The following is a 21,836-nucleotide window of genomic DNA, read 5'->3' as shown; positions in this document are numbered from 1 at the left end:
AAATTTAGGATGTAGTTTTACGTGTTAGTAGTAATTTCACTATTTCTGCACAACTTCTGCACACATTTAGGTGATTTCTATGTCATGATATATTCCATAAGTGAAATATTTCACAAGAAATGAAATGTTTCTTTACGACGGTGTATGCATATTTACGCATACACGAAATAAGATTGACTCTTGTTATTCTTTTACATCAAAGCCCACATTACACTACGAAGTATAACAAGAAGGGGACAGGAACATGAATAATCGATTTTTAAAACAACTACAAAACTTGAAAATGAACAAAAAAAGTATAGGAGCTGTTGCATTAACAGCTGGAATTATCAGCACGACACTTATTCCTCAAAATGCATACGCGCACGGCTTTGTTGAAAAGCCTGGTAGCCGTTCCGCTTTATGTAGTCCAACTTATGGTGCTCTAAATGTAAACTGCGGAAGTGTTATGTATGAACCACAAAGTTTAGAAGCTCCAAAAGGATTCCCACAAGGTGGCCCAGTTGATGGGCAAATCGCTTCTGCAGGTGGAAAATTTGGCGGTATTTTAGATCAACAAACAGCAAATCGTTGGTTTAAAAATACAATCACTGGTGGGGAAAATACATTTACTTGGAAGTATACAGCACCTCACTTAACAAGCAAATGGCACTACTATATTACAAAAAAAGGATGGAATCCAAATAAAGCACTAACAAGAGCAGACTTTGAGCCAATTGGCACTGTACAACATGATGGTTCTGCAGCTTCAAATAATTTAACTCATAAAATCAATGTACCTACTGACCGTAGTGGATATCATGTGATTTTAGCTGTATGGGATGTAGCTGATACAGCAAATGCGTTCTATAATGTAATTGATGTGAATCTCATCAATAATGTGAAACCAGACACAGAAGCGCCAAGTATTCCAAATGGAATTCAGGCGCAAAAAGTAACAGCGAATAGTATAGAATTAACATGGAACGTTTCTACGGATAATGTAGGAATAAAAGGGTACCAAATCTTCCGTAACGGAGAGATGATTGACATAGTACCAGGCACTTATTTTATTGATAAGAAATTACAACCAAGCACAGAATACACTTATACTGTAAAAGCAATTGACGCAGCTGGCAATGTATCGAAAGAAAGTACAGCGCTTACAGTGAAAACAACAGTTGAAGCTCCTGATACAGAAGCACCAACACAACCAAAAGGATTACATAGCATGGGAACAACAGCGTCAAGTGTGGATCTAATGTGGAGCCCATCTGATGATAACGTTGGAGTAGACTATTACGATATTTATAGAGAAATAGAAGGAACAATGAAAAAAATTGCAACATCCAATACGACTTCTTATATGGATAAAAATTTACTCGCTAATACTACTTATAAATATGCAGTGAAAGCAGTGGATGTAGTTGGAAATGAATCCGTACAAAGTGATACGTTCACAATTACTACAAAAACTGAAAGCGCTTCATATGAAGCGTGGGATGCAAAGAAAGCATATAAAAAGGAAGATAGAGTTTTACACGAGGGAAAAGTGTATGAAGCAGTCCAGAATTATGAAGGACATGGGGATCCAAACTGGATTTTTGCTTTATCCTTATGGAAAACAGTGTAAGCTTTACCTCAAAATGAAATGAAAGATGATGGGCTTTGATGCAAAAAAAGGAAGTTTGAGAGTTAACTTTTCTGCTTATAAAAAAGACGACGTATTCAGCGTCGTCTTTTTGTATTAATCTAGAATATTCATTAAAGAGACTTTCAAACGAATAAGCTACAGAAAGGTTACTATACGAATACATAATGTAGAATCATATAGTAACCTTTCTATTATGATAACACTTTCGTCATAAGAATATGTGGAATTCCATCTTCCATAAATACGTCGGAAGAAGTTTGATAGCCTAATTTTTCATAAAACCCTTCAGCTTGTGTTTGACCGTGTAGTTTAACTTTGTTTGCTTCTTTGTTACGAGCAATCTCTTCTAACTTTTGAATGATTACTTTTCCTAATCCGTATTTGCGATAGTCTTTTAAAATACAAATTCTTTCTAGTTTACCCATTCCGTCAACGAATCGTATACGGCCAGTTCCTACAGGAAGTTCATTATAATAAACTAATATATGTTTGCATGCCTCGCCAATTTGGTCATATGTATCGAATTCATCTTCAAGAGGGACACCTTGTTCTTTTACAAAGACTTCTTTTCGAATGTGAAAGGTAGTTTCTAAATCTGTAAGTTCTGTTATGAGTTTGGATTGCAAATTGTTCAGCCCTTTCTAGTGTGATATGAATGTGTTTTCATAGTATATCATACTGTAATGCTATAAAAGAAAAAACTGACTTGCAAAAGTCAGCCTTTAAAATGCTTAATATTCTTTTATACCGTTTTTTGTTCCGATGATCGCTTTGCTCGTCATATTGATAAATAATCCTGTTTCAACTACACCGGTAATCATCTTTAACTCTGTATGTGTATCATTTGGATTCAATATTTTGTTTGGAAAAATACAATCAATAATTAAATTGCCGTTATCAGTTATAAATGGTCCGCCATCTTTCATACGTAAACGCGTTTCGCATCCTAAAGATTGAATTCTTTTTTCAGTTTGCTTCCAAGAGAAGGGGATAATTTCAATAGGAAGTGGAAAGGTACCTAAATGTGAAACGAGTTTGGATTCATCTGCAATAATAATAAGTTCTTTAGAGGAGGTGGCAACAATCTTTTCGCGAAGTAATGCACCACCGCCACCTTTTATTAATTGTAAATCATTATTGATTTCATCTGCTCCATCAATTGTGAGATCAAGTATATCAATTTCATTTAAAGAGATTAGCGGAATAGATAATTGTTTTGCTAATACTTCAGTTTCTTTTGATGTCGGTGCAGCTTGAATAGATAACCCTTCTTGTACACGGTGACCTAACTTTTGTATCGTCCAATATACGGTTGAACCCGTACCAAGTCCAATCGTCATACCATCTCTTACAAAGCCAGCAGCATATTCGCCTGCAAGCTGTTTTAAATTCATCATTTTACTCCGCTGGGCGTGGTCCAGCATCTAAACCGGAATTTTCAACTGTAAGTATAGGGCGAACGGTAATATCTTTATGTACACGCATTTGGCACGATAATCGTAAGTGGTCTTCAATTCCTTTTTCCGTAATAGCTTGTTTTTCATCATTTGTCGCCTCACAAAAATCACCTGCAATGACTTCAACTCTACAAGTTGTACATCTTGCTTTGCCACCGCAACGATGAAGAATGTGTACACCGTTATCTTCAAGTGCTAATACTAATTTCGTTCCTTCTTTAATATCGAAAGTTCCGGTACCTTCAACTGTTAATTTTGGCAAATTGATTCCTCCTCATGTAAAATGCTATATAACATATTTATGACCCGTATTCATGAACATAAACATAAAATTAATTATAAGCCCCGTAACTTTTTTATTTGTTCAATCGTTTATTAAGTAAGCGCTGAAAAGGAGTGGTTATTTTGTGCACAAAAGTAACTCAGGTTTTAAAGGATCATATCGATATGAATCATTCAAATATAAATTTTTTAATTACACATTATGCAGAGGTAAAAAGATACTGTACGTTTTTGACGAAAAACAAATGGGATGGGGAAGACCTTGCCCAAGAAGCAATTTGCAAAGTTCTTCAAAAGTATAGTGAGAAGGAAATTTGTATAACGCTTCTGTATAAAATTGCTCGAAATCAATGGTTAGATCAAATGAAATCAAAATCCGTTCAAGAAAAGTTAGAACAGCAAAATACATTTGAAGAACCACATGGAAAAATTGCAGATTTGCATGAAATGGTAGGGAAAGTATTGTCTTCGTTAAATGTGCAACAATCCGTAATTTTATTATTGAAGGATGTTTTTCAGTATAGTATCGCGGATATTGCAAAAATATGCTCTGTATCAGAAGGGGCAGTGAAAGCATCTTTATTTAGGAGTAGAAATAGGCTGAAAACTGTAAATGAAGAAGGCATTGAAATAGTGGAGTACACGGATGATGTTGAAATCGTTGTAACTTCTATTCGAGAAGAAAGACCTGAATTGTTGACGAAACTTCTCCCAACAATAGATTTCACTAAGTTACCATCAATACAACCAGTGTTATTCTTCAGTATGAAACAATCTTCTTCTTACAGTTGTATGCTTAATGCGGCATAAAACAGATGGAGGGATTTATAATGAGTGTAATTCCATACGTAATAGAACAAACGAAATTAGGAGAACGCTCCTATGATATATATTCAAGATTATTAAAAGACCGAATTATTATGATTGGTTCAGAAATTAACGATCAAGTTGCCAGCAGTGTAGTAGCACAATTATTGTTTTTAGAAGCGGAAGATGCAGAAAAAGATATATTCCTGTATATCAATAGTCCGGGTGGTTCAACGACAGCGGGATTTGCAATATTAGATACGATGAACCTTATTAAACCAGATGTGCAAACACTTTGTATGGGCTTTGCGGCATCGTTTGGTGCGCTTTTACTATTAGCTGGTGCAAAAGGAAAAAGATTTGCGCTCCCTAACAGTGAAATCATGATTCATCAACCGCTCGGCGGTGTAAAAGGGCAAGCAACGGAGATTGAAATTACAGCAAAAAGAATATTAAAGTTAAAACATGATATTAACAAAATTATATCTGATCGAACAGGGCAACCAGTAGAAAAGGTAGCTCATGATACAGAAAGAGATTATTTTATGACGGCAGTAGAAGCGAAGGAATATGGAATTGTTGATGCAGTTATTGAGAAAAAATAACGTAAAACAGGCTAGAGAATATACTAAATTCTCTAGCCTGTTTTTGTCATTCTTTATTCTTTTATCCATTCATCAACTAAAGCTTGATTCTTTTTTATCCATTTTCGAGCAGCTTCTTCTGGATCTTTCGTTTTATTTAACATGACCATTAATGTACCAAGTTGTTCATCGTTCATTTTCCATTGATCAAAGTATTTCACAATATCCGGATGATCTTTTTCGAAACCTTTACGAACGGAGTAATAAATGTCATCTTTTTCACCATATACTTTCTTAGGGTCTTTTAAATATTTTAAGTCAAATTCTGAAAAGCCCCAATGAGGATTCCAAAGCGTAACAGCGATTGGTTTCTTTTTCGTATATGCCTTCTTTAGTTCGCTCATCATCGCAGCTTCTGAAGATTGGACAAGTTTTAGTTTTATATCATATTCCTTCATTGCTTTATTCGTTAAATTCATTAGGCTACTACCAGGTTCAATCCCAACAATTTTATTATCTAGCTCATCTTTATGTGCATTTAAATCTTCAATACTGTTAACGTTTTTCACATAAGAAGGGACGACTAAACCAAGCCCAGTACCTTCATACCATTTTGATTTTAAGACGAAGTCATCTTTGTAACGGGCATTTAATGGTTTATCCGTAACAGGAAGCCATACTTCTAGATTCGCATCAACATCACCACGTGCGACGCCAGTCCATATCGCAGCTTTTTCTAAATACATGAGTTCAACTTTATAGCCTTTTTCTTCTAATAAAACTTTCCACATATTTGCGGTTGCGATATTTTCTTTCCAACTTGTTACACCAAGTTTAATTTTTCCTTTCGAATTTGCATTTGTTGCATTACAAGAAGTGAAAATCATACTAATAAATAGTAACAGACTTATAATCCATATTTTTTTTCGCATTCAAAACCTCCTGTGAAGCTTTTGCTTTTTATAAATTAATCTATAAGTGAACCTTCTTATTATGAACGGAAACAAGAATTTTTAAAGAAATCTTATATATGTCATTTTTATGTAATATTTCTCTGTAAAATCGCAACACTATGTAAATAGATGGGTAGAAAAGGAGTAGTGACATGGATAATACAAAGGTACGTGTTGAAAATGTAACAAAAGTCTTTGGGAAACATCCGCAACGGGCGCTTACCTTATTAAAAGAAGGAAAAAGCAAATCGGAAATTTTAAAGGAGACAGGAATGAACGTTGGTGTGAAAAAGGCAACGTTTGAAGTATACACTGGAGAAATTTTCGTTATTATGGGTTTGTCTGGTAGTGGGAAATCTACATTGGTTCGAATGCTAAATCAATTAATTAAACCGACAGCGGGGCATATATACATAGATGGTGAAGACATCGCAACGATGGGAAAAGAAGAATTGCGAAGAGTAAGAAGGACGAAAATGAGTATGGTTTTTCAGAAGTTTGCTTTATTTCCACATCGTACGGTAATACAAAACGTTGCGTACGGGTTAGAAATTCAAGGAGTTCCAGTAGAGGAACGAGAAAATAAGGCGTTAGAATCGCTACAGTTAGTAGGACTCGATCATCATAAAGATAATTACCCCAGTCAACTTAGTGGTGGTATGCAGCAGCGTGTTGGAATTGCAAGGGCACTAACGAATAATCCAGATGTATTACTAATGGACGAGTCATTTAGTGCATTAGATCCACTAATTCGAAAAGAAATGCAAGATGAATTGTTAGAGTTACAAGATAAAATGGAAAAAACAATTATTTTTATTACACATGATTTAGATGAAGCTCTTCGAATTGGTGATCGTATCGCATTAATGAAAGATGGAGAAATTGTCCAAATTGGAACACCGGAAGAAATTATGATGAGCCCTGCAAATGAATTTGTAGAGAAATTCGTTGCGGATGTGAATTTAGGAAAAGTAATTACGGCAGAATCTATTTTAAAAAGACCAGAAACGTTATTAATCGATCGTGGGCCGCGTGTAGCTTTGCAAATTATGAGAAATGCAGGTGTTTCTACGGTATATGTTGTGAACAAAAAGTATGAGTTTTTAGGTATTTTAACAGCGGATGATGCAAGTAAAGCAATGAAAAAACAATGGCCAATTGCTGATTTATTACTTAACGATATTCCACACGTTTATCTAGATACATTACTGGAAGAAACGTATGCAAAAATGGCGGAGATGAAATATCCATTACCCGTAATTGATGAAAAGAAAAGGTTGAGAGGAATTATTAAACGTGAAAGTGTCATTCAAGCTCTTGCAGGTAACATTGAGGAAGAGGTGAAAGACGATGAATAATATTCCGCGCATTCCATTAGGCGAATGGGTCGATTCATTTGTTGCAAGTTTATATGAGCACTTTGAAGGCTTGTTCCGAGGATTCTCCTATATTATCGGTGGATTTGTTGATTTACTCACTAATTTTTTAACAATAATACCAGCCATAGTGATGATTATCATCTTATGTTTCCTCATTTGGTACACAACGAGGAAATTATCTTTAGTCATTTTTACGCTCATCGGATTATTATTTATTTTAAATATTAACTACTGGGCACAAACGATGCAAACATTAGCGCTCGTACTTACGTCAGTTATTATTTCAATTATTATCGGAATTCCCATTGGCATTTTAGCATCTCAAAATGAACGTTTCTCAAAATTTTTAAAGCCGACATTAGATTTTATGCAAACAATGCCGGCATTCGTCTATCTCATTCCCGCGATAACATTTTTTGGAGTAGGCGTCGTACCAGGCATTATTGCTTCCGTTATTTTTGCTATGCCACCGACAATCAGATTTACAGACTTAGGAATTAGACAAGTTCCAGAAGATTTAATTGAAGCTGCGAATGCATTTGGCTCTACCGCATCACAAAAATTATTTAAAGTACAATTACCGCTCGCAACCGGAACGATCATGGCTGGCGTGAATCAAAGTATTATGCTTTCGTTATCAATGGTTGTAACAGCTTCACTTGTAGGAGCGCCAGGACTTGGCGTCGATGTATATCGCTCTGTAACACAAGTAAATATCGGAATGGGATTTGAAGCTGGACTAGCTATCGTCGTGATTGCGATTATATTAGACCGAATTACGCAAGGGTTTTATACAAAAAGAAAATAATTCAAAAAACACACTTTGTAGTATAAAGTGTGTTTTTTGAATTCGAATTACATCCGAACAATAACAGAGCCTCCAGCAGGTGCACAAACTTGGTTTTGCTGTTGTTCCATTGATTTTATTAATTGATTATTTTCTTCGATTAATGAGATTAATTTAGCTAATTGGCTTTCAAGGCTTGCGATGCGCTGCATCATGTATTGCGAATCATAATGCAGTGTATTCCTTACTGGATGGGGGGAGTAAGCATATTGTTGATTTATATTTGGATTCCAATGAGGATACATTTGAATCGTTCCTCCTTCAATAAATTACTGATCTTTCTTATAGTAAATGCCTATGTATATGTAATGGTGACTTAAAAATTCTTTCAAACGAAGAGGATTATGTAGGGGGAATGGAAAAGTAATAAAGTACATTTTCTGGAAATTTCCAAGCGGAATAGCAAATATATTAGGAGACAGCAACGTTCATGTAAATGGATATTATATGGGGAGAAATTATGAGAGGAGATGCTATTTTGGCTAATAATAAAAAAAGAAATGATGCTATGACAATTGGTGTCGCTATAGGTGTTGTAATCGGTGTAATTCCTGGTGTATTTACTGATAATATAGCAATCGGAATAGCGATTGGGATTGCAGTTGGAATGGGGATTACGCTTTTGAAGAAATAATGAGTTGTAAATTATTTTAATGTGAAAATTCTTGTTTTAAGAGATTGAATTTTCGAAATATAAAACCTATTTTCCCTTTTTTTATGATATTATATATGCAAAGGATGGTGATGGATATGCCAATAAACAATCAAGCAGAACAAAACTGCTTCATTTGTGAAAAACATAAAGGGAACATTACAGTTTCAGGTGGAGCTATTTACGAAGATGAACTCATTTACGTTGGACATGTCCATTGGGATGCAGAAGAAACATATCTTGGTTATGTAATGATTGATATAAAGAGACATGTACCTGGTCTCGCTGAATTAACTGAAGATGAGGCAAAGGCATTCGGACTGATAACAAGTAGAGTAAGTAAAGCGCTTAAAGAAAGCAAAGGTGCAGAACATATTTACAGTTTCGTTTCAGGTAATGGTGTACCACATTTGCATATGCACATTATTCCACGTTATCCAAATACACCAAAAGAGTTTTGGTCACCGACTGAAGTAGCAAATTGGACTGGTGCACCACATGGAGATTCAGAGAAAATTAAAAAACTATGCGAAAGAATACGAAAGTATATGGTAAATGAGTATGCATACAACAAATAATACACAATATTCATGGGTTGGAAGTAGGGAAATGTGTTTAGACGAAGTTTCAGTAAAGCAATATGGTGATATCGTACTTGGTAGATACGGCGGGAATATAAGTGCCGGAGCAAAAAAGAATGAAGACGGTGCATTAGTTTTGTCGAATGGTGATTGGGAATTCGCCGTTATATTAGACGGGCATAATAGTGCAGAAAGTGTTGAATTAGTAGTAAATACAATCCAAAAAGAATATGAAAATATAGAAGTGATTATGAAAGAATCAATTGAAACCGTATTTCGATCTGTTGAAAATTATATACTTACGATATTTCAATCCCGCTCATTTAAAGAAAAGTGCGAAAGGGTAAAAGGTGAAACTGCTTGCTTAATATGCGTAAGAAAAGAAAATTACATATGGTGGCTTTCCATAGGTGATTGCTTAGTTTATGTATTTCATGATGAATTACATAAATTAGGACAATATACATTGAATCAACGCCACTTTTACGAATGGATTGGAAATGTAAACACATTTGATTTACCCGTTCCTTGCTATTCATCAGGAATTCGTGAATTACGTACTGGAAAGAATCGAATTGTAATGGTGACAGATGGGGTATTAGAATGCGGGGAACGCCGTTATGAAACTCCATTAAATCTTTATAATGATATGAATGGAAATAATGTAGAGCTTAAAGAACATGTTCACAATGTTTTAGAACACGTTCATCATCAATTAGGACGAGATAGTGCGACCATTATTAGTTGGGACCTAGAAAACAAAACAAATGCTACGTATCCGAGTGATCAGCCGGAGAAAATTAAAGTAAAAAAATAAAAAGGAGAGGGTTTTCTGTCCGTTACAAAAATATCCTTATTAATTTTATGGGTGCTATCTTTATTGGTTTTTGAAAGAATAGCGAGAAGACAGTTAAATATACCGAAACAAAAAGGATGGAATAACCAATATGTGAATGATACACATAAGTGGGGAAATAGAATTATCATTTCCTCTTATATAGTTGTTATTGCTATAAGCACTTTTCTTCCAAATTGTATATATATGGGCTATGTACCTCTTTTATTTTTTATTACGTTATATGGATTTCAATCATATATGGAGTGGAAATATGATAAGGAATCGCGGGAGTTTTTGATTTCATTATTAGGAGTTGTAGCATTAATAATAACAGGGTTCATACTAAAATGATTATTGATGGTACAAATAATGAGATAACTAATTAATAAGAAACCATTCATCTATACATGAATGGTTTCTTATTATGTGTACGAAGTTCGGTCTTCGCAATTTAATCATTTATTTTAGCCAATATGGATTTAATGAAATTTGTTTTATCCTCTGCATATTTATGCTTATCATTAGGGTTAGCTGTTGAAAGTTGAATCTTTAACTGTTCATACTGCATACGAGAAGTTTTATTGTCTATTAAGTAATCTCTGAATTTTAATTGTTCTATTAAATATGGATTCCCTTGTTCATACATATGAATTTGATGAGTTCTTGGCTCACCTTTATTGAAATAATACCTTTCGGGTAATACATCTTTTCTATATTTATAATTTAATTGTTCTAGGTTCGTAATACATTTTAGACCACTTTTGGAATCTCTTAATTCCATCGCAATATCAATAATAGGTTTTGCGCTTAAATGCGGGATGGAAGTACTTCCAATATGGTGTATCGCTAAAATATATTTTCCAATGTGTTCCTCAATTAATTGTTTTTCTTTTGAAAACTCAAATTCCCACTCTTCGGACCACGGAACTAAAAACACTTTACCATAGGGTAAACCTAGCATTTAATTAGCACCTCCTTACATATTTTTTCAATAAAGTTACTTACATCTTCTTAAAACTCCTCAATACAAGAAACTCCCACAATCTCCAAGGAAGAACCTTCTTCGCAAAGATCATAAATTTTACACCTTTCCCAATTGGGTATCGTAATGTAGTACGCCTTGCTTCAGCAATTTCTACGATTTTATTTGCAACATCCATCGGATTACCAAGTGTATCGTTGCCATTGTTTATGTGCTTTTGTATTTTATCCATATATTCTTTGTAAGGAGAGGTTGTATCAGATTGGTTTTCAGCTAATTGTTTACCAACTTCCCATATGTTCGTGTTATAAGAACCAGGTTCAAGTAAGGCAACGTCTATTCCGAAAGGCTTTACTTCTAAGCGAAGGGATTCACTCCAGCCTTCTAATGCATATTTTGAAGAAACGTAAGGAGATAGACCAGGGAATCCTACTTTCCCGCTAATACTGCTTATATTAATGATTTTTCCGCTTTTCTGCTTTCTCATATATGGTAAGACAAGTTGCGTGATGGATATAGCTCCAAAAAGATTTGTTTCAAATTGTTTACGGTAGTCCTCCACTGGGATTTCTTCGATAAAGCCCCCATTTGCATATCCTGCATTATTTATGAGAATGTCTATTCTGTTTATTTCGTTTAAAAATAATTGGAAGTTATGTATAGAACCTTGATCTGTTACATCTAATTGTTGAACTTTTATATTTTGTTGTAAGTCGAGTTTAGTAGCTTGAGATATTAAGTCTATTTGTTTCTCAAGATTGCGCATTGTAGCAATGACAAAATAGTCTTTTTTTGCAAGTTCAAGTGTCGTTAAAAGTCCGAATCCACTTGATGCTCCTGTAATAATCGCGATTTTTTTATTCATTGTTCGCTCGCTTTCTTTTTCTTTTATCATAACGAGTTATAAAGAGAAAATCTATTTATTGTATAAAGATATTTGATATAATTGAAAATAATTATCAATTAAATTTTGGTTTTTACATAAAAGGAGTGTGGGTTTCATGGAGACTAACGGTTTTCATGATATTTTTCATAAATATTTTTATGGTTTACAAGTTGTAGAGGAAAGACATATGAATGTTCCAAAAACAATAGGTATGGGTGAAATACGAAGATGGACTTCATTTTCAGGTATGGAAATTGTGTTATCAAATTATCAATTTCATAATAACCATCGCATCCAGTTTGCATCTGATGCAGCAATGGTGGAGCTTAATTTTTGTTTACAAGGGTTCGGAGGAGTGCAAGTTGGTCATTCTTCGTATGAATTAATGACTGGAAATAGCTATTTATATTTTATGAATGATTTTGATGTAGTATTTGAATATGAAAAAGAAACGCCTCTATATTCATTAGCGATTGGGATTCCTGTACAATTGTTTAATCATTTCATGATGAATAATGCTATTGAAAAAAGTCTTGATTTTCATTCTATATTAGGAAATCAATCTTTTAAAAAGTTTCAAAATCCAATTGATTCTATAACATCTAATCTTATTAAGAGAATGATAGAGCATCCCCAAAAGGATCGTATTAGTCAACTAGAATTAGAAAGTAAAGCGCTCGAATTGCTTTCTATACATTTGGGGAGAGTGTTGCTTAATGATTGTGACGCAAATAAAAGGAGTCAATTATCAAAACAGGATTTGAATAAAATAAAACAGGCTGAAGAAATTTTACTTCAACGAATGGAATCACCCCCATCATTATTAGAATTAGCTAAAATAGTAGAGTTAAATGATTATAAATTAAAAATTGGGTTTAAAGAATTATTTGGGATGTCCACATTTGCATATTTACGAGAAAAGCGTATGGAGCATGCGATAGATTTACTGCGTTCGGGAAATAGTAATGTGACCGAAACGGCATTTGCAGTTGGATACAATAATGTCAGTCATTTTTCAGAGTTATTTCGTAAAAAGTATGGAATGAATCCATCAGAATTTTTACGTATTTATTAACGTAAAACAGGAATAATCCGCTATACCGTAAATTCCTCCGTCATTTGGTAGTTGCTTTTTGTAATGGTCATTATAATTACAAACAACATCCAATTGGAAATAACTTTTTATGGAGGAATTTAAATGAAAGAACGGAATGAAAGTCATTTTTGGATATTTGTATTAACAGGAATGTTTCTTATTATAACAACGACGGGTTTTGCACGTATGGCATATGGAATTATATTGCCGTTTATGCAAGAAGGACTCCATTTATCTACAGCTCAAGCAGGTATGTTAGGAACCATACTCTTTTTAGGGTATTTATTAACAGTCGGAACATCTGGAATACTTACTATCCGTTTTGGAGCAAAATCAGTTTTATTAATAGGGAGTTGGCTCGTCGTTATAAGTTTAATAGGATTAGCATTTGTCTCCTCATTTTGGATAGCCTCTATTTGTATGTTATGTGCTGGAGCTGGTAGTGCCCTTGTATATACACCACTCATGTCAATAACAGTAGGATGGTTTCCAGAAAAAAGAGGAACTGCAATGGGGCTATTATTAAGCGGTGCTGGCATAGGCATGCTATTTAGTGGAATAATTGTTCCTTATATAGTACGTGCATTTCCAGAGTATAGTTGGCGTGGTTCATGGCTTTTGTTTGGAGTTATTACATGTATTGTTGTATTCGTTGCCTCAATTGTTTTGAAAAATCCAGAAGTTACTGAAGATGAGGGGGAAAGGAATAATAAGTCGTTTTTATGGAAAACGAAAGAGCTATACATCATTGCATGGATGTATTTTATTGTGGGCGTTGTTTATTTAATTCCAAATTTATATCAAACTAGTTTTATGATTAATAATGGTATTGCGGCATCAATTTCGGGAACTGTTTATGCGATTGCAGGAATGTTTTCAATCGTAGGAGCTCCTGTCTGGGGATTGATTTCGGATCGGGTTGGTATAAAGAAGACGTTATGTATTGCACTTTTATTAGCTGTAATAGGTGATATGATTCCAATTATATTTGGACATACCATTGGCTTTATCATGTCGGCAATTATTTGGGGTTCCAGCCTCGGAGGTATCCTTTTATTAATTCAAGTTGCTGCTTCAAAGCAAGTATCTCCGAAATATGTCTCAATGGCAATTAGTTTTATATCCGTTTTCTATGCAGTTGGTCAAATGATTGGACCAGGACTTGCAGGATGGATTATCGGGGAAAGTAGATATACAACAGCTTATGGATTAGGTGCTTTTGGTTTCTTTATGTGCATATGTTTGGGATTAAGGCTAAAAAGAGGGGATCTGGCAAACTCAGCGTATATAGAGAAGTGAGTATTGTCTTGAAATGAATCTTTTTAATGGGGGGAAGCAAAGTGTTCCATGTTAAAGACGTATTAGCAGATCAGTTATTAGCAAATGCGAATGATCCCAGTTGGTATATTCCATTTTCAGATGCAGTTAAGGATTTATCTGAGAGAGAAGCTTTCTGGAAACCGAATGAAGAGTGTAATAGTATAGCTGAAATTGTACAACATTTACTGTATTGGAATACGACGTGGCAAACTAGGTACAAAGAATCAAATGTTAATGCTGTGCCCGCTATTGGTGATAATAACAAAAGTTTTATGCTATCAGATAATCAAACATTTGAAGAGTTAAGAGAAAAACTATTAGAGAAACTGTTACAATGGCAAAGTCTCATAAATGAAGACAAGGTTGAAAGTGATGTAATTGGATTTCCTGTATCTGCGAAGTGGTGGGAAGTATTAGCTAATGTAACGACTCATAACGCGTATCACATTGGTCAAATTATTTACATTCGGAAATTACAGAAGAGTTTTGATAATGAATAAGATAATAATTCTCAAATTAGGTGAACAAAAGTGGACAAAACGAGACAGATGTCTCATTTTGTCCACTTTTTTATTATGAAAGAAAAGAGAAAACCTATTAAATCAGGGATTAGAATTTGGCACAGTACTTGCAATATAAAAGATGAACAAGAAAATAGGAGGGCTGGACATGTTAAAAACAACTGAAAGTAAAGGGAATGAAATTACGAAAGAACAAGCTCGTTGGATGTATGAAAAAATGTTAGAGATTCGTAAGTTTGAAGACAAGGTGCATGAATTATTCGCGCAAGGCGTTCTGCCAGGTTTCGTTCATTTATACGCTGGTGAAGAAGCAGTAGCAGTTGGTGTATGTGCCCACTTAACAGATAGTGACAGTATTACAAGTACGCATAGAGGTCACGGCCATTGTATCGCAAAAGGTTGTGATTTAAATGGCATGATGGCCGAACTTTTTGGGAAAGCGACAGGGTTATGTAAAGGTAAAGGTGGTTCAATGCATATTGCCGATTTAGATAAAGGAATGCTTGGTGCAAATGGGATTGTAGGCGGAGGTTTTCCACTTGCTTGCGGTTCAGCATTAACAGCTAAATATAAAGGAACGAAAGATGTAAGTGTTTGCTTCTTCGGTGACGGAGCAAATAATGAAGGAACATTCCATGAAGGGGTTAATTTAGCAGCGATTTGGAAGTTACCAGTTATTTTTATCGCAGAAAATAACGGTTACGGTGAAGCAACAACATTTGAATATGCTTCTAGTTGTAACTCTATTGCTGATCGTGCAAAAGCATATAACATTCCGGGTGTTCAAGTAGATGGAAAAGATCTATTAGCAGTATATAAAGCGGCGGAAGAGGCTGTTGAGCGTGCACGTAATGGCGGTGGCCCAACTTTAATTGAATGCATGACATATCGTAATTACGGTCATTTTGAAGGAGAAGCACAAACGTATAAAACAGCGGAAGAAAAAGAAGAACATTTAAATGAAAAAGATGCGATTGTGCATTTCCGCAAGCATTTAATTCATGAAGCTTTATTAACGGAATCCGAACTTGTGGATATGGAAAAGGCAGTAGATGAAGCAGTACAAAAATCAATTGAATTTAGTGAAAACAGTCCATATCCAGAGGATGAAGAATTATTAAAAGATGTATACGTTTCTTACAAATAAGAGGAGGGTGAAAAATAATGACTAGAACAGTAAGTATGTCAACTGCAATTAATGAAGCGATGAAAATATCAATGCGTCGTGATGAAAACGTAATTTTAATCGGAGAAGATGTTGCAGGCGGTGCACAAGTGGATCACTTGCAAGATGATGAAGCATGGGGCGGTGTACTCGGTGTTACGAAAGGACTTGTACAAGAATTTGGTCGAAATCGTATTTTAGATACTCCAATTTCAGAAGCGGGTTATATGGGAGCGGCGATGGCAGCTGCTGCAACAGGTTTACGTCCGATAGCTGAATTAATGTTTAATGATTTTATCGGTAGTTGTCTTGATCAAGTATTAAACCAAGGTGCAAAGTTCCGCTATATGTTCGGTGGAAAAGCGAAAGTGCCAGTTACAGTACGTACGATGCACGGTGCTGGATTTAGCGCAGCGGCACAGCATTCACAAAGTTTATATGCGTTATTTACGAGCATTCCAGGTATAAAAGTTGTCGTTCCTTCCACTCCTTATGACGCAAAAGGCTTATTATTAGCGGCAATTGAAGATGACGATCCAGTAATCTTCTTTGAAGATAAAACACTTTACAATATGAAAGGCGAAGTACCAGAAGGGCACTATACAATTCCTTTAGGAAAAGCAGATATTAAACGTGAAGGTTCTGATGTAACAATCGTTGCAATTGGAAAACAAGTTCATACAGCACTTGCAGCTGCAAAGCAATTATCGGAAAAAGGACTCGAAGTAGAAGTAATCGATCCACGTTCTTTATCACCGCTGGATGAAGATACGATTTTAGCATCTGTTGAAAAAACGAATCGCCTGATTGTTATTGACGAAGCAAATCCAAGATGTAGTATCGCAACAGATATTGCGGCAATTGTAGCGGATAAAGGATTCGATTTGTTAGATGCACCTATTAAACGAATTACAGCACCACATACACCAGTTCCGTTTTCGCCACCACTTGAAAAGTTATATTTACCAACGCCGGAGAAAGTAATTGAAACTGTATCAGAAATGATCGGAGACCAATCTTTATTACATGTGTAATGAAACGATGAGAAGGGAGAGAGAAACATGGCTGTAGAAGTTGTAATGCCGAAGTTAGGTATGGCGATGAAAGAAGGTATTATTACGAGCTGGAATATTAAAGCAGGTGATAATGTAGAAAAAGGTGAACTAATTGCTAGTATTAACTCGGAAAAAATCGAAACTGAAATAGAAGCACCAGCTGATGGAACTGTTCTTGATATAGCTGTAAGTGAAGATGAGGGAGTGCCGCCGGGTACTGTAATTTGCTACATCGGTAAACCGGACGAAAAAGTAGAAGTTCATGAAAACATACATGTTGTAGAAGAAAAAGCATCTAATCCAGAACCTAAAAAGGTACAACATCCAGAACCATATGCGATAGATGTGACGAAGCAAAGAGTTAAAATATCTCCAGTAGCAAAGAAAATTGCAAAAACTGAAAATCTCGATATTAGATCATTAATTGGTACAGGACCTGGCGGAAGAATTACAAAGGTAGATGTATTAAAGGCGCTTGAAGAAAGAGTAGCAATTCCAGAAGTACTTGAACAAGAAGAAAGTAAAGTCATTCCTATTACTGGTATGCGAAAAGCAATTGCGAACCGTATGCATGCAAGCTTACAAAATAGTGCGCAATTAACATTAACGATGAAAGTAGATGTTACAGATTTAGTTGCTTTACATAAAGAAATAGCGGAAGTTGTACAAAAACGATACGATAACAAACTAACTATTACTGATTTCGTTTCTCGTGCTGTTGTATTAGCGCTAAGAGAGCATAAAGAAATGAACAGCGCGTATATAAATGATGTCATTCATCAATTTGAACATGTTCATTTAGGTATGGCGGTCGCGTTAGAAAAAGGATTAGTCGTTCCAGCTATTCGCTTTGCTAATAATCTATCTTTAGTAGAGTTATCTAAAGAGATTAAAAATGTGGCACAAAAGGCACGAGCAGGCAGTTTAAGTAGTGATGATATGCAAGGGACAACATTTACAATTAGTAATTTAGGTAGCTTCGGTATTGAATATTTTACGCCAGTATTAAATACACCTGAAACTGGTATTTTAGGTGTAGGTGCAATTGAACATGTTCCTGTATATAAAGGGAAAAAATTAAGAAAAGGAAGTATGTTACCTTTAAGTTTAACATTCGATCATCGTGTACTAGACGGTGCACCAGCAGCTGCATTTTTACGCACAATTAAACGTTATTTAGAAGAACCTGTAACAATTCTTTTATAAAGAGAAGGTGAGAAAATGAGTAATTTAGTTGTTATTGGGGGCGGACCTGCTGGTTATGTAGCGGCAATTACCGCGGCTCAAAATGGAAAAGATGTCACTCTTATTGATGAAGCTGATCTTGGCGGGACTTGTTTAAATGTCGGTTGTATGCCTACGAAATCATTGTTAGAAAGTGCGGAAGTATACGATATTGTTAATCATGCGAATCGTTTTGGAGTATTAGTAGATAAGCAGAATATATCAATTGATTGGAAACAAATACAGACGAGAAAATCACAAATTGTTACGCAACTCGTACAAGGTATACAATATTTAATGAAGAAAAATAAAATAAAAGTTATACAAGGTAAAGCGAAATTTGAAACGGATCACCGTGTGCGAGTTACACATGGTGATAAAGAAGATGTAGTAGTTGGAGACCAGTTTATTATAGCGGCAGGATCAGAACCAACTGAATTACCTTTTGCTCCATTTGATGGGAAGTGGATTTTAAATAGTAGTCATGCAATGTCCCTAGAAAATATACCAAAATCATTATTAATCGTTGGTGGTGGTGTAATAGGTTGCGAGTTTGCAAGCATTTATAGTCGTCTTGGAACAAAAGTTACGATTGTTGAAATGGCATCGCAATTATTACCTGGTGAAGATGAAGATATCGCACAAATTTTAAGGGAGAAACTAGAAAATGATGGCGTAAAAATATTTACAGGAGCGGCTTTAAAAGGATTAAATAATTATAAGAAGCAGGCTTCATTTGAATATGAAGGAAGTATCCAAGAAGCCAACCCGGAATCCATTCTCGTTTCTGTAGGTCGAAAACCACGTGTACAAGAATTAGCTTTAGAAAAAGCAGGCATTCAATTTTCAAATAAAGGAATTTCTGTGAATGAACATATGCAAACAAATAGATCACATATTTACGCAGCGGGTGATGTGATTGGTGGAATACAGCTTGCTCACGTTGCCTTCCATGAAGGAACGACAGCGGCATTACACGCGAGCGGAGAAGATGTGAAAGTAAACTATCATGCTGTACCTCGCTGTATTTATACAGCTCCAGAAATTGCTAGTGTCGGTTTAACAGAAAAAGGAGCAAGAGAGCAATACGGTGACATCCTCATCGGAGAATTCGCATTTACAGCGAACGGAAAAGCGCTTATTATTGGAGAACAAACGGGGAAAGTAAAAGTTATTGTGGAACCTAAATATCAAGAAATTGTAGGGATTTCTATTATCGGTCCTCGTGCAACCGAACTAATCGGACAAGGAACGGTGATGATTCATACAGAAGTAACCGCTGATATAATGAGAGATTATATTGCAGCACATCCAACTTTATCTGAAGCGATTCATGAGGCATTATTGCAGGCAGTAGGACATGCTGTACATGCTTGAAGGTAAAAAGACCAGTCTAATAGGACTGGTCTTTTTAGTAAATAATATTTAAGTAGCAATATGTATAAAAAGATACTAGAAAAATCACTATACTCTCATGTTTTTTTAATCGATGAGAGTATAGTGATTTTGAAATTTCTTCGCTTATTTAATTGAAATGCGCTGTTACTATTTGATTTCAATTGCTGAAGTTATGTCGTTCCAATCCGCTGCTAAATTAGCAGTTTGACCATACCAATCAGAGTGTCTAAAGGAGACACCTTTTCCATATCCTTGAGTTGAAGAATGTTCCCATAGCGTTGTTGAATAACTTGCAGAAGGTGAAGCTGTACTTACAGAAGAAATTCTGTCGTTCCAGCTAGAAGGTAGGTTTTTAAAGCCACTGCTCCAATAAATATACTGTCCACCTTTATTTTGATGCTCATAAAAATCGGTACTACCAGCACCACTACCTAAAGGGTTAATTTGATTTTTAAGTACCTTTTTATCCTTTTCAATAAAAGCATTCAATGTTTCTCTGCTAGTAAAGCCATAAGCTAACCAATCTCCATTTTCATTTTGCTTAGGTAGTACCATAGTAATTTGGATGTCTTTTTTTGATTGATCGCTTAATTTTGTAAATGAATTAACATTCTTTTCATCAACTTTTAAATAGTCAAATGATTTAATTGTATTATCTTTTTCTGCAGCACTTACTACTCCTAATCCTCCAGTTAATGCAAAACCTGCTACTAATGTCCCTGCTACTAATTTCTTCAACATATAACCATCCCTTTTTGTTTAGATTTTTGTACAGGTAAAACTTGTACATGTAAAATGTATTCCAATTTCACATTTTTGTAAATATTCTGAAGTTTCAGAAATAATAGGCGGAATATTTACAGTTTTGCATTTATTCTTTAGAAAAAATAGCTATTGGAATGATATAATAAATAGATATATTGCTTTTGTTGGATGTTAAAATGTTTTAGGAGAGATATCATTGAAATATTTTACAAGAGATTGGTATAAAGAAATGCAACTTTCAGGATTTGTACATTTCATAGAATCAATAGAAAAATGTAAAGAAATAGATCCCGATTATTTACAAAGTTTGAAAGATGAAGTAGAAGAAAGGAAAGAAGATTTATTAAATTATCTTCCTGAAACGCTACATTCATACTTTTATAACAACACTATTGATTCAGAATATCCCCCTAATGAATTAAAGAAACTTTTGTTAGAGTGGACAGCAGATTATGAAAAAAAGAATGACACAATTAGATCAATCATACTTAGAATATTTTAATTCCATTAAGAAAAAACTTCCGTCAAACGTTGTTCAATTACATGAATTCTCACTGCATGATAGTGTGATTAAAGTAGTAAAGTGTAAGTCAGAATATACTTTGTCTATCGTATTAGATTGCACTGGTACTTTTAGGGATTTCAATAAACTTCAAGTTTCTTTTACAGGAGTGACCAAATGTTCTATACCTGAAAATTTTGAAGGTGCTTGGTGGCTATACCATGAAATAGAGCTTACTGAAGACGGTTTCGAACTGGGTGTTTTATTTGACTGTCCATTTAGAGAAGTGACGATTTGTGCAACGAATTTATTACTTGAAAAGAAATAATATCATGCCTTTAAATTACAAATGTTTGACATGATGAAAAAATGAAGATATTGTAGATACATGAAGTCTGCAATAGGAGCCGTATTATGAAATATTCTAAAGCTACAAATTACGCTCTTCACACAATGCTTTTTCTGGCAGAGGCTACGCCAAATAAGTTAGTTAGTGTTCATCAGTTAGCGGAAATGCAGAAAGTTTCACCAACATACTTGTCTAAAATACTAACTAAATTGACGAAGGAAGGCATGATTCATTCATCATCAGGACCTAAAGGTGGTTATTCACTTAGCAGTAATTGGGAAGATATCTCTTTTTTAGATATTATACATGCTATTGAAGGAAAAACATCATTGTTTGAATGCTGTTTACATCAGGAACCTGGATGTTTAATTAATGAAGTAATGCTTGCGGCAGAGGGAAAAATGGAAGAAGAGTTACGAAATCAAAAAATCGTAGATCTTGCGAAAAAAATAAATGTGGATTTTTAATCCGCTTTTATTTTTAAATTAATTAAGGATAAAAAGACTCTTTAATATCTATAATTATAGTTAAATGAGTTAAGCTTATTCATGGAGGATGTT

Annotated in this window: 25 protein-coding genes and 1 pseudogene; 18 read left to right on the top strand and 8 right to left on the bottom strand. The window is 34.8% G+C overall.

Annotation, left to right across the window (positions count from 1 at the left end; genetic code table 11):
- The first annotated feature begins 244 nt into the window (after nucleotides 1-244).
- Nucleotides 245-1,612: a lytic polysaccharide monooxygenase gene (locus tag NSQ69_RS13690; RefSeq protein ID WP_341099383.1), complete on the top strand. Its 1,368-nt coding sequence runs from the start codon at nucleotides 245-247 to the stop codon at nucleotides 1,610-1,612.
- Between the two features lie 212 nt (nucleotides 1,613-1,824).
- On the opposite strand, the gene NSQ69_RS13685 is transcribed toward NSQ69_RS13690, so the two are convergent.
- The 3 genes from NSQ69_RS13685 to NSQ69_RS13675 all read right to left on the bottom strand — a co-directional run bounded on the left by NSQ69_RS13685 (nucleotide 1,825) and on the right by NSQ69_RS13675 (nucleotide 3,352).
- On the bottom strand, nucleotides 1,825-2,259 hold the full coding sequence (locus NSQ69_RS13685) for a GNAT family N-acetyltransferase (protein WP_002142060.1): 435 nt from the start codon (nucleotides 2,257-2,259) through the stop codon (nucleotides 1,825-1,827).
- Between the two features lie 105 nt (nucleotides 2,260-2,364).
- Nucleotides 2,365-3,027: a ribose 5-phosphate isomerase A gene (gene rpiA, locus NSQ69_RS13680; protein ID WP_002136714.1), complete on the bottom strand. Its 663-nt coding sequence runs from the start codon at nucleotides 3,025-3,027 to the stop codon at nucleotides 2,365-2,367.
- A 4-nt stretch (nucleotides 3,028-3,031) separates the two neighbouring features.
- Nucleotides 3,032-3,352, bottom strand: a complete 321-nt coding sequence (locus NSQ69_RS13675) for a 2Fe-2S iron-sulfur cluster-binding protein (protein WP_001125405.1) — start codon at nucleotides 3,350-3,352, stop codon at nucleotides 3,032-3,034.
- Nucleotides 3,353-3,495: 143 nt separating this feature from the next.
- Here NSQ69_RS13675 and NSQ69_RS13670 point away from each other — a divergent pair, with 143 nt between their 5' ends.
- The gene (locus NSQ69_RS13670) at nucleotides 3,496-4,182 is read left to right on the top strand and encodes an RNA polymerase subunit sigma-70 (RefSeq protein WP_002127730.1); all 687 of its coding nucleotides are present in this window, start codon (nucleotides 3,496-3,498) and stop codon (nucleotides 4,180-4,182) included.
- 20 nt (nucleotides 4,183-4,202) lie between these two features.
- The gene (gene clpP / locus NSQ69_RS13665; RefSeq protein WP_002136712.1) at nucleotides 4,203-4,784 is read left to right on the top strand and encodes an ATP-dependent Clp endopeptidase proteolytic subunit ClpP; all 582 of its coding nucleotides are present in this window, start codon (nucleotides 4,203-4,205) and stop codon (nucleotides 4,782-4,784) included.
- 53 nt (nucleotides 4,785-4,837) lie between these two features.
- On the opposite strand, the gene NSQ69_RS13660 is transcribed toward clpP, so the two are convergent.
- Nucleotides 4,838-5,695, bottom strand: a complete 858-nt coding sequence (locus NSQ69_RS13660; RefSeq protein ID WP_002085124.1) for a glycine betaine ABC transporter substrate-binding protein — start codon at nucleotides 5,693-5,695, stop codon at nucleotides 4,838-4,840.
- A gap of 173 nt (nucleotides 5,696-5,868) precedes the next feature.
- On the opposite strand from NSQ69_RS13660, the gene NSQ69_RS13655 reads away from it, so the two are divergent.
- Entirely contained in the window at nucleotides 5,869-7,074 is a 1,206-nt protein-coding gene (locus NSQ69_RS13655) for a quaternary amine ABC transporter ATP-binding protein (RefSeq protein ID WP_002013036.1), read from the top strand.
- Nucleotides 7,067-7,903 carry an ABC transporter permease gene (locus NSQ69_RS13650; RefSeq protein WP_002127727.1) on the top strand — a complete coding sequence of 279 codons (837 nt, stop codon included), beginning with the start codon at nucleotides 7,067-7,069 and terminating at the stop codon, nucleotides 7,901-7,903. Before NSQ69_RS13655 ends, NSQ69_RS13650 begins: the two co-directional genes overlap by 8 nt.
- A gap of 47 nt (nucleotides 7,904-7,950) precedes the next feature.
- On the opposite strand, the gene NSQ69_RS13645 is transcribed toward NSQ69_RS13650, so the two are convergent.
- The gene (locus NSQ69_RS13645; RefSeq protein ID WP_002085127.1) at nucleotides 7,951-8,187 is read right to left on the bottom strand and encodes a hypothetical protein; all 237 of its coding nucleotides are present in this window, start codon (nucleotides 8,185-8,187) and stop codon (nucleotides 7,951-7,953) included.
- Nucleotides 8,188-8,402: 215 nt separating this feature from the next.
- Here NSQ69_RS13645 and NSQ69_RS13640 point away from each other — a divergent pair, with 215 nt between their 5' ends.
- The 4 genes from NSQ69_RS13640 to NSQ69_RS13625 all read left to right on the top strand — a co-directional run bounded on the left by NSQ69_RS13640 (nucleotide 8,403) and on the right by NSQ69_RS13625 (nucleotide 10,364).
- A complete protein-coding gene (locus NSQ69_RS13640; protein ID WP_002127725.1) occupies nucleotides 8,403-8,576 on the top strand; it encodes a hypothetical protein in 174 nt (57 codons plus the stop codon).
- Between the two features lie 104 nt (nucleotides 8,577-8,680).
- On the top strand, nucleotides 8,681-9,172 hold the full coding sequence (locus NSQ69_RS13635) for an HIT family protein (protein ID WP_078178696.1): 492 nt from the start codon (nucleotides 8,681-8,683) through the stop codon (nucleotides 9,170-9,172).
- Nucleotides 9,156-9,992: a PP2C family serine/threonine-protein phosphatase gene (locus tag NSQ69_RS13630; protein ID WP_170935230.1), complete on the top strand. Its 837-nt coding sequence runs from the start codon at nucleotides 9,156-9,158 to the stop codon at nucleotides 9,990-9,992. The genes NSQ69_RS13635 and NSQ69_RS13630 overlap by 17 nt, the downstream gene beginning before the upstream one ends.
- A 63-nt stretch (nucleotides 9,993-10,055) precedes the next feature.
- The gene (locus NSQ69_RS13625) at nucleotides 10,056-10,364 is read left to right on the top strand and encodes a DUF4181 domain-containing protein (RefSeq protein ID WP_341099380.1); all 309 of its coding nucleotides are present in this window, start codon (nucleotides 10,056-10,058) and stop codon (nucleotides 10,362-10,364) included.
- Nucleotides 10,365-10,464: 100 nt separating this feature from the next.
- On the opposite strand, the gene NSQ69_RS13620 is transcribed toward NSQ69_RS13625, so the two are convergent.
- Both NSQ69_RS13620 and NSQ69_RS13615 read right to left on the bottom strand, forming a co-directional pair.
- Complete coding sequence (locus tag NSQ69_RS13620) at nucleotides 10,465-10,974, bottom strand: GrpB family protein (protein WP_002200267.1); 510 nt, start codon at nucleotides 10,972-10,974, stop codon at nucleotides 10,465-10,467.
- A gap of 40 nt (nucleotides 10,975-11,014) precedes the next feature.
- A complete protein-coding gene (locus NSQ69_RS13615; protein WP_002127720.1) occupies nucleotides 11,015-11,860 on the bottom strand; it encodes an oxidoreductase in 846 nt (281 codons plus the stop codon).
- 136 nt (nucleotides 11,861-11,996) lie between these two features.
- On the opposite strand from NSQ69_RS13615, the gene NSQ69_RS13610 reads away from it, so the two are divergent.
- From NSQ69_RS13610 to lpdA, 7 genes are all read left to right on the top strand, one after another.
- Nucleotides 11,997-12,956: a helix-turn-helix domain-containing protein gene (locus tag NSQ69_RS13610; protein ID WP_002065832.1), complete on the top strand. Its 960-nt coding sequence runs from the start codon at nucleotides 11,997-11,999 to the stop codon at nucleotides 12,954-12,956.
- A gap of 123 nt (nucleotides 12,957-13,079) precedes the next feature.
- Nucleotides 13,080-14,276 (top strand): MFS transporter, encoded by a 1,197-nt coding sequence (locus tag NSQ69_RS13605; protein WP_341099379.1) that lies wholly within the window; start codon nucleotides 13,080-13,082, stop codon nucleotides 14,274-14,276.
- A 41-nt stretch (nucleotides 14,277-14,317) separates the two neighbouring features.
- Nucleotides 14,318-14,797, top strand: a complete 480-nt coding sequence (locus NSQ69_RS13600; RefSeq protein ID WP_002085139.1) for a DinB family protein — start codon at nucleotides 14,318-14,320, stop codon at nucleotides 14,795-14,797.
- A gap of 169 nt (nucleotides 14,798-14,966) precedes the next feature.
- Nucleotides 14,967-15,965, top strand: coding sequence for an acetoin:2,6-dichlorophenolindophenol oxidoreductase subunit alpha (gene acoA, locus NSQ69_RS13595; RefSeq protein ID WP_002127717.1), 999 nt, complete (start codon nucleotides 14,967-14,969; stop codon nucleotides 15,963-15,965).
- A 17-nt stretch (nucleotides 15,966-15,982) separates the two neighbouring features.
- Nucleotides 15,983-17,017: an acetoin:2,6-dichlorophenolindophenol oxidoreductase subunit beta gene (gene acoB / locus NSQ69_RS13590; protein ID WP_002127716.1), complete on the top strand. Its 1,035-nt coding sequence runs from the start codon at nucleotides 15,983-15,985 to the stop codon at nucleotides 17,015-17,017.
- Between the two features lie 27 nt (nucleotides 17,018-17,044).
- Entirely contained in the window at nucleotides 17,045-18,244 is a 1,200-nt protein-coding gene (locus NSQ69_RS13585; protein WP_002127715.1) for a dihydrolipoamide acetyltransferase family protein, read from the top strand.
- A 15-nt stretch (nucleotides 18,245-18,259) separates the two neighbouring features.
- Nucleotides 18,260-19,639 carry a dihydrolipoyl dehydrogenase gene (lpdA, locus tag NSQ69_RS13580; protein WP_002127713.1) on the top strand — a complete coding sequence of 460 codons (1,380 nt, stop codon included), beginning with the start codon at nucleotides 18,260-18,262 and terminating at the stop codon, nucleotides 19,637-19,639.
- Between the two features lie 168 nt (nucleotides 19,640-19,807).
- Here lpdA and NSQ69_RS13575 read toward each other — a convergent pair whose 3' ends face one another.
- Entirely contained in the window at nucleotides 19,808-20,401 is a 594-nt protein-coding gene (locus NSQ69_RS13575; RefSeq protein ID WP_002013060.1) for a hypothetical protein, read from the bottom strand.
- 220 nt (nucleotides 20,402-20,621) lie between these two features.
- Between NSQ69_RS13575 and NSQ69_RS13570 the strand changes: the two are divergent.
- Both NSQ69_RS13570 and NSQ69_RS13565 read left to right on the top strand, forming a co-directional pair.
- Nucleotides 20,622-21,255 (top strand): annotated as a pseudogene (locus NSQ69_RS13570) (DUF4085 family protein).
- An 86-nt stretch (nucleotides 21,256-21,341) separates the two neighbouring features.
- Complete coding sequence (locus NSQ69_RS13565; RefSeq protein WP_341099378.1) at nucleotides 21,342-21,743, top strand: Rrf2 family transcriptional regulator; 402 nt, start codon at nucleotides 21,342-21,344, stop codon at nucleotides 21,741-21,743.
- The last annotated feature ends 93 nt before the right edge of the window (nucleotides 21,744-21,836 follow it).

It is taken from the genome of Bacillus sp. FSL R10-2201 (genome assembly GCF_038008665.1).
Classification (GTDB): domain Bacteria; phylum Bacillota; class Bacilli; order Bacillales; family Bacillaceae_G; genus Bacillus_A; species Bacillus_A mycoides.
The sequence above is the reverse complement of the archived record's forward strand: the minus strand, read 5'-3'. Positions and strand labels throughout refer to the sequence as shown.

Excerpts from the sequence above, each read along its gene's own strand:
- NSQ69_RS13640 (WP_002127725.1), top strand. The coding sequence starts at position 8,403 with ATGAGAGGAGATGCTATTTTGGCTAATAATAAAAAAAGAAATGATGCT.
- NSQ69_RS13575 (WP_002013060.1), bottom strand. The coding sequence starts at position 20,401 with ATGTTGAAGAAATTAGTAGCAGGGACATTAGTAGCAGGTTTTGCATTA.
- NSQ69_RS13650 (WP_002127727.1), top strand. The coding sequence starts at position 7,067 with ATGAATAATATTCCGCGCATTCCATTAGGCGAATGGGTCGATTCATTT.
- NSQ69_RS13620 (WP_002200267.1), bottom strand. The coding sequence starts at position 10,974 with ATGCTAGGTTTACCCTATGGTAAAGTGTTTTTAGTTCCGTGGTCCGAA.
- rpiA (WP_002136714.1), bottom strand. The coding sequence starts at position 3,027 with ATGAATTTAAAACAGCTTGCAGGCGAATATGCTGCTGGCTTTGTAAGA.
- NSQ69_RS13645 (WP_002085127.1), bottom strand. The coding sequence starts at position 8,187 with ATGTATCCTCATTGGAATCCAAATATAAATCAACAATATGCTTACTCC.
- NSQ69_RS13610 (WP_002065832.1), top strand. The coding sequence starts at position 11,997 with ATGGAGACTAACGGTTTTCATGATATTTTTCATAAATATTTTTATGGT.
- NSQ69_RS13660 (WP_002085124.1), bottom strand. The coding sequence starts at position 5,695 with ATGCGAAAAAAAATATGGATTATAAGTCTGTTACTATTTATTAGTATG.
- NSQ69_RS13655 (WP_002013036.1), top strand. The coding sequence starts at position 5,869 with ATGGATAATACAAAGGTACGTGTTGAAAATGTAACAAAAGTCTTTGGG.
- NSQ69_RS13585 (WP_002127715.1), top strand. The coding sequence starts at position 17,045 with ATGGCTGTAGAAGTTGTAATGCCGAAGTTAGGTATGGCGATGAAAGAA.
- NSQ69_RS13630 (WP_170935230.1), top strand. The coding sequence starts at position 9,156 with ATGCATACAACAAATAATACACAATATTCATGGGTTGGAAGTAGGGAA.
- acoA (WP_002127717.1), top strand. The coding sequence starts at position 14,967 with ATGTTAAAAACAACTGAAAGTAAAGGGAATGAAATTACGAAAGAACAA.
- acoB (WP_002127716.1), top strand. The coding sequence starts at position 15,983 with ATGACTAGAACAGTAAGTATGTCAACTGCAATTAATGAAGCGATGAAA.
- NSQ69_RS13605 (WP_341099379.1), top strand. The coding sequence starts at position 13,080 with ATGAAAGAACGGAATGAAAGTCATTTTTGGATATTTGTATTAACAGGA.
- NSQ69_RS13690 (WP_341099383.1), top strand. The coding sequence starts at position 245 with ATGAATAATCGATTTTTAAAACAACTACAAAACTTGAAAATGAACAAA.
- NSQ69_RS13565 (WP_341099378.1), top strand. The coding sequence starts at position 21,342 with ATGAAATATTCTAAAGCTACAAATTACGCTCTTCACACAATGCTTTTT.
- NSQ69_RS13635 (WP_078178696.1), top strand. The coding sequence starts at position 8,681 with ATGGTGATGGATATGCCAATAAACAATCAAGCAGAACAAAACTGCTTC.
- clpP (WP_002136712.1), top strand. The coding sequence starts at position 4,203 with ATGAGTGTAATTCCATACGTAATAGAACAAACGAAATTAGGAGAACGC.
- lpdA (WP_002127713.1), top strand. The coding sequence starts at position 18,260 with ATGAGTAATTTAGTTGTTATTGGGGGCGGACCTGCTGGTTATGTAGCG.
- NSQ69_RS13615 (WP_002127720.1), bottom strand. The coding sequence starts at position 11,860 with ATGAATAAAAAAATCGCGATTATTACAGGAGCATCAAGTGGATTCGGA.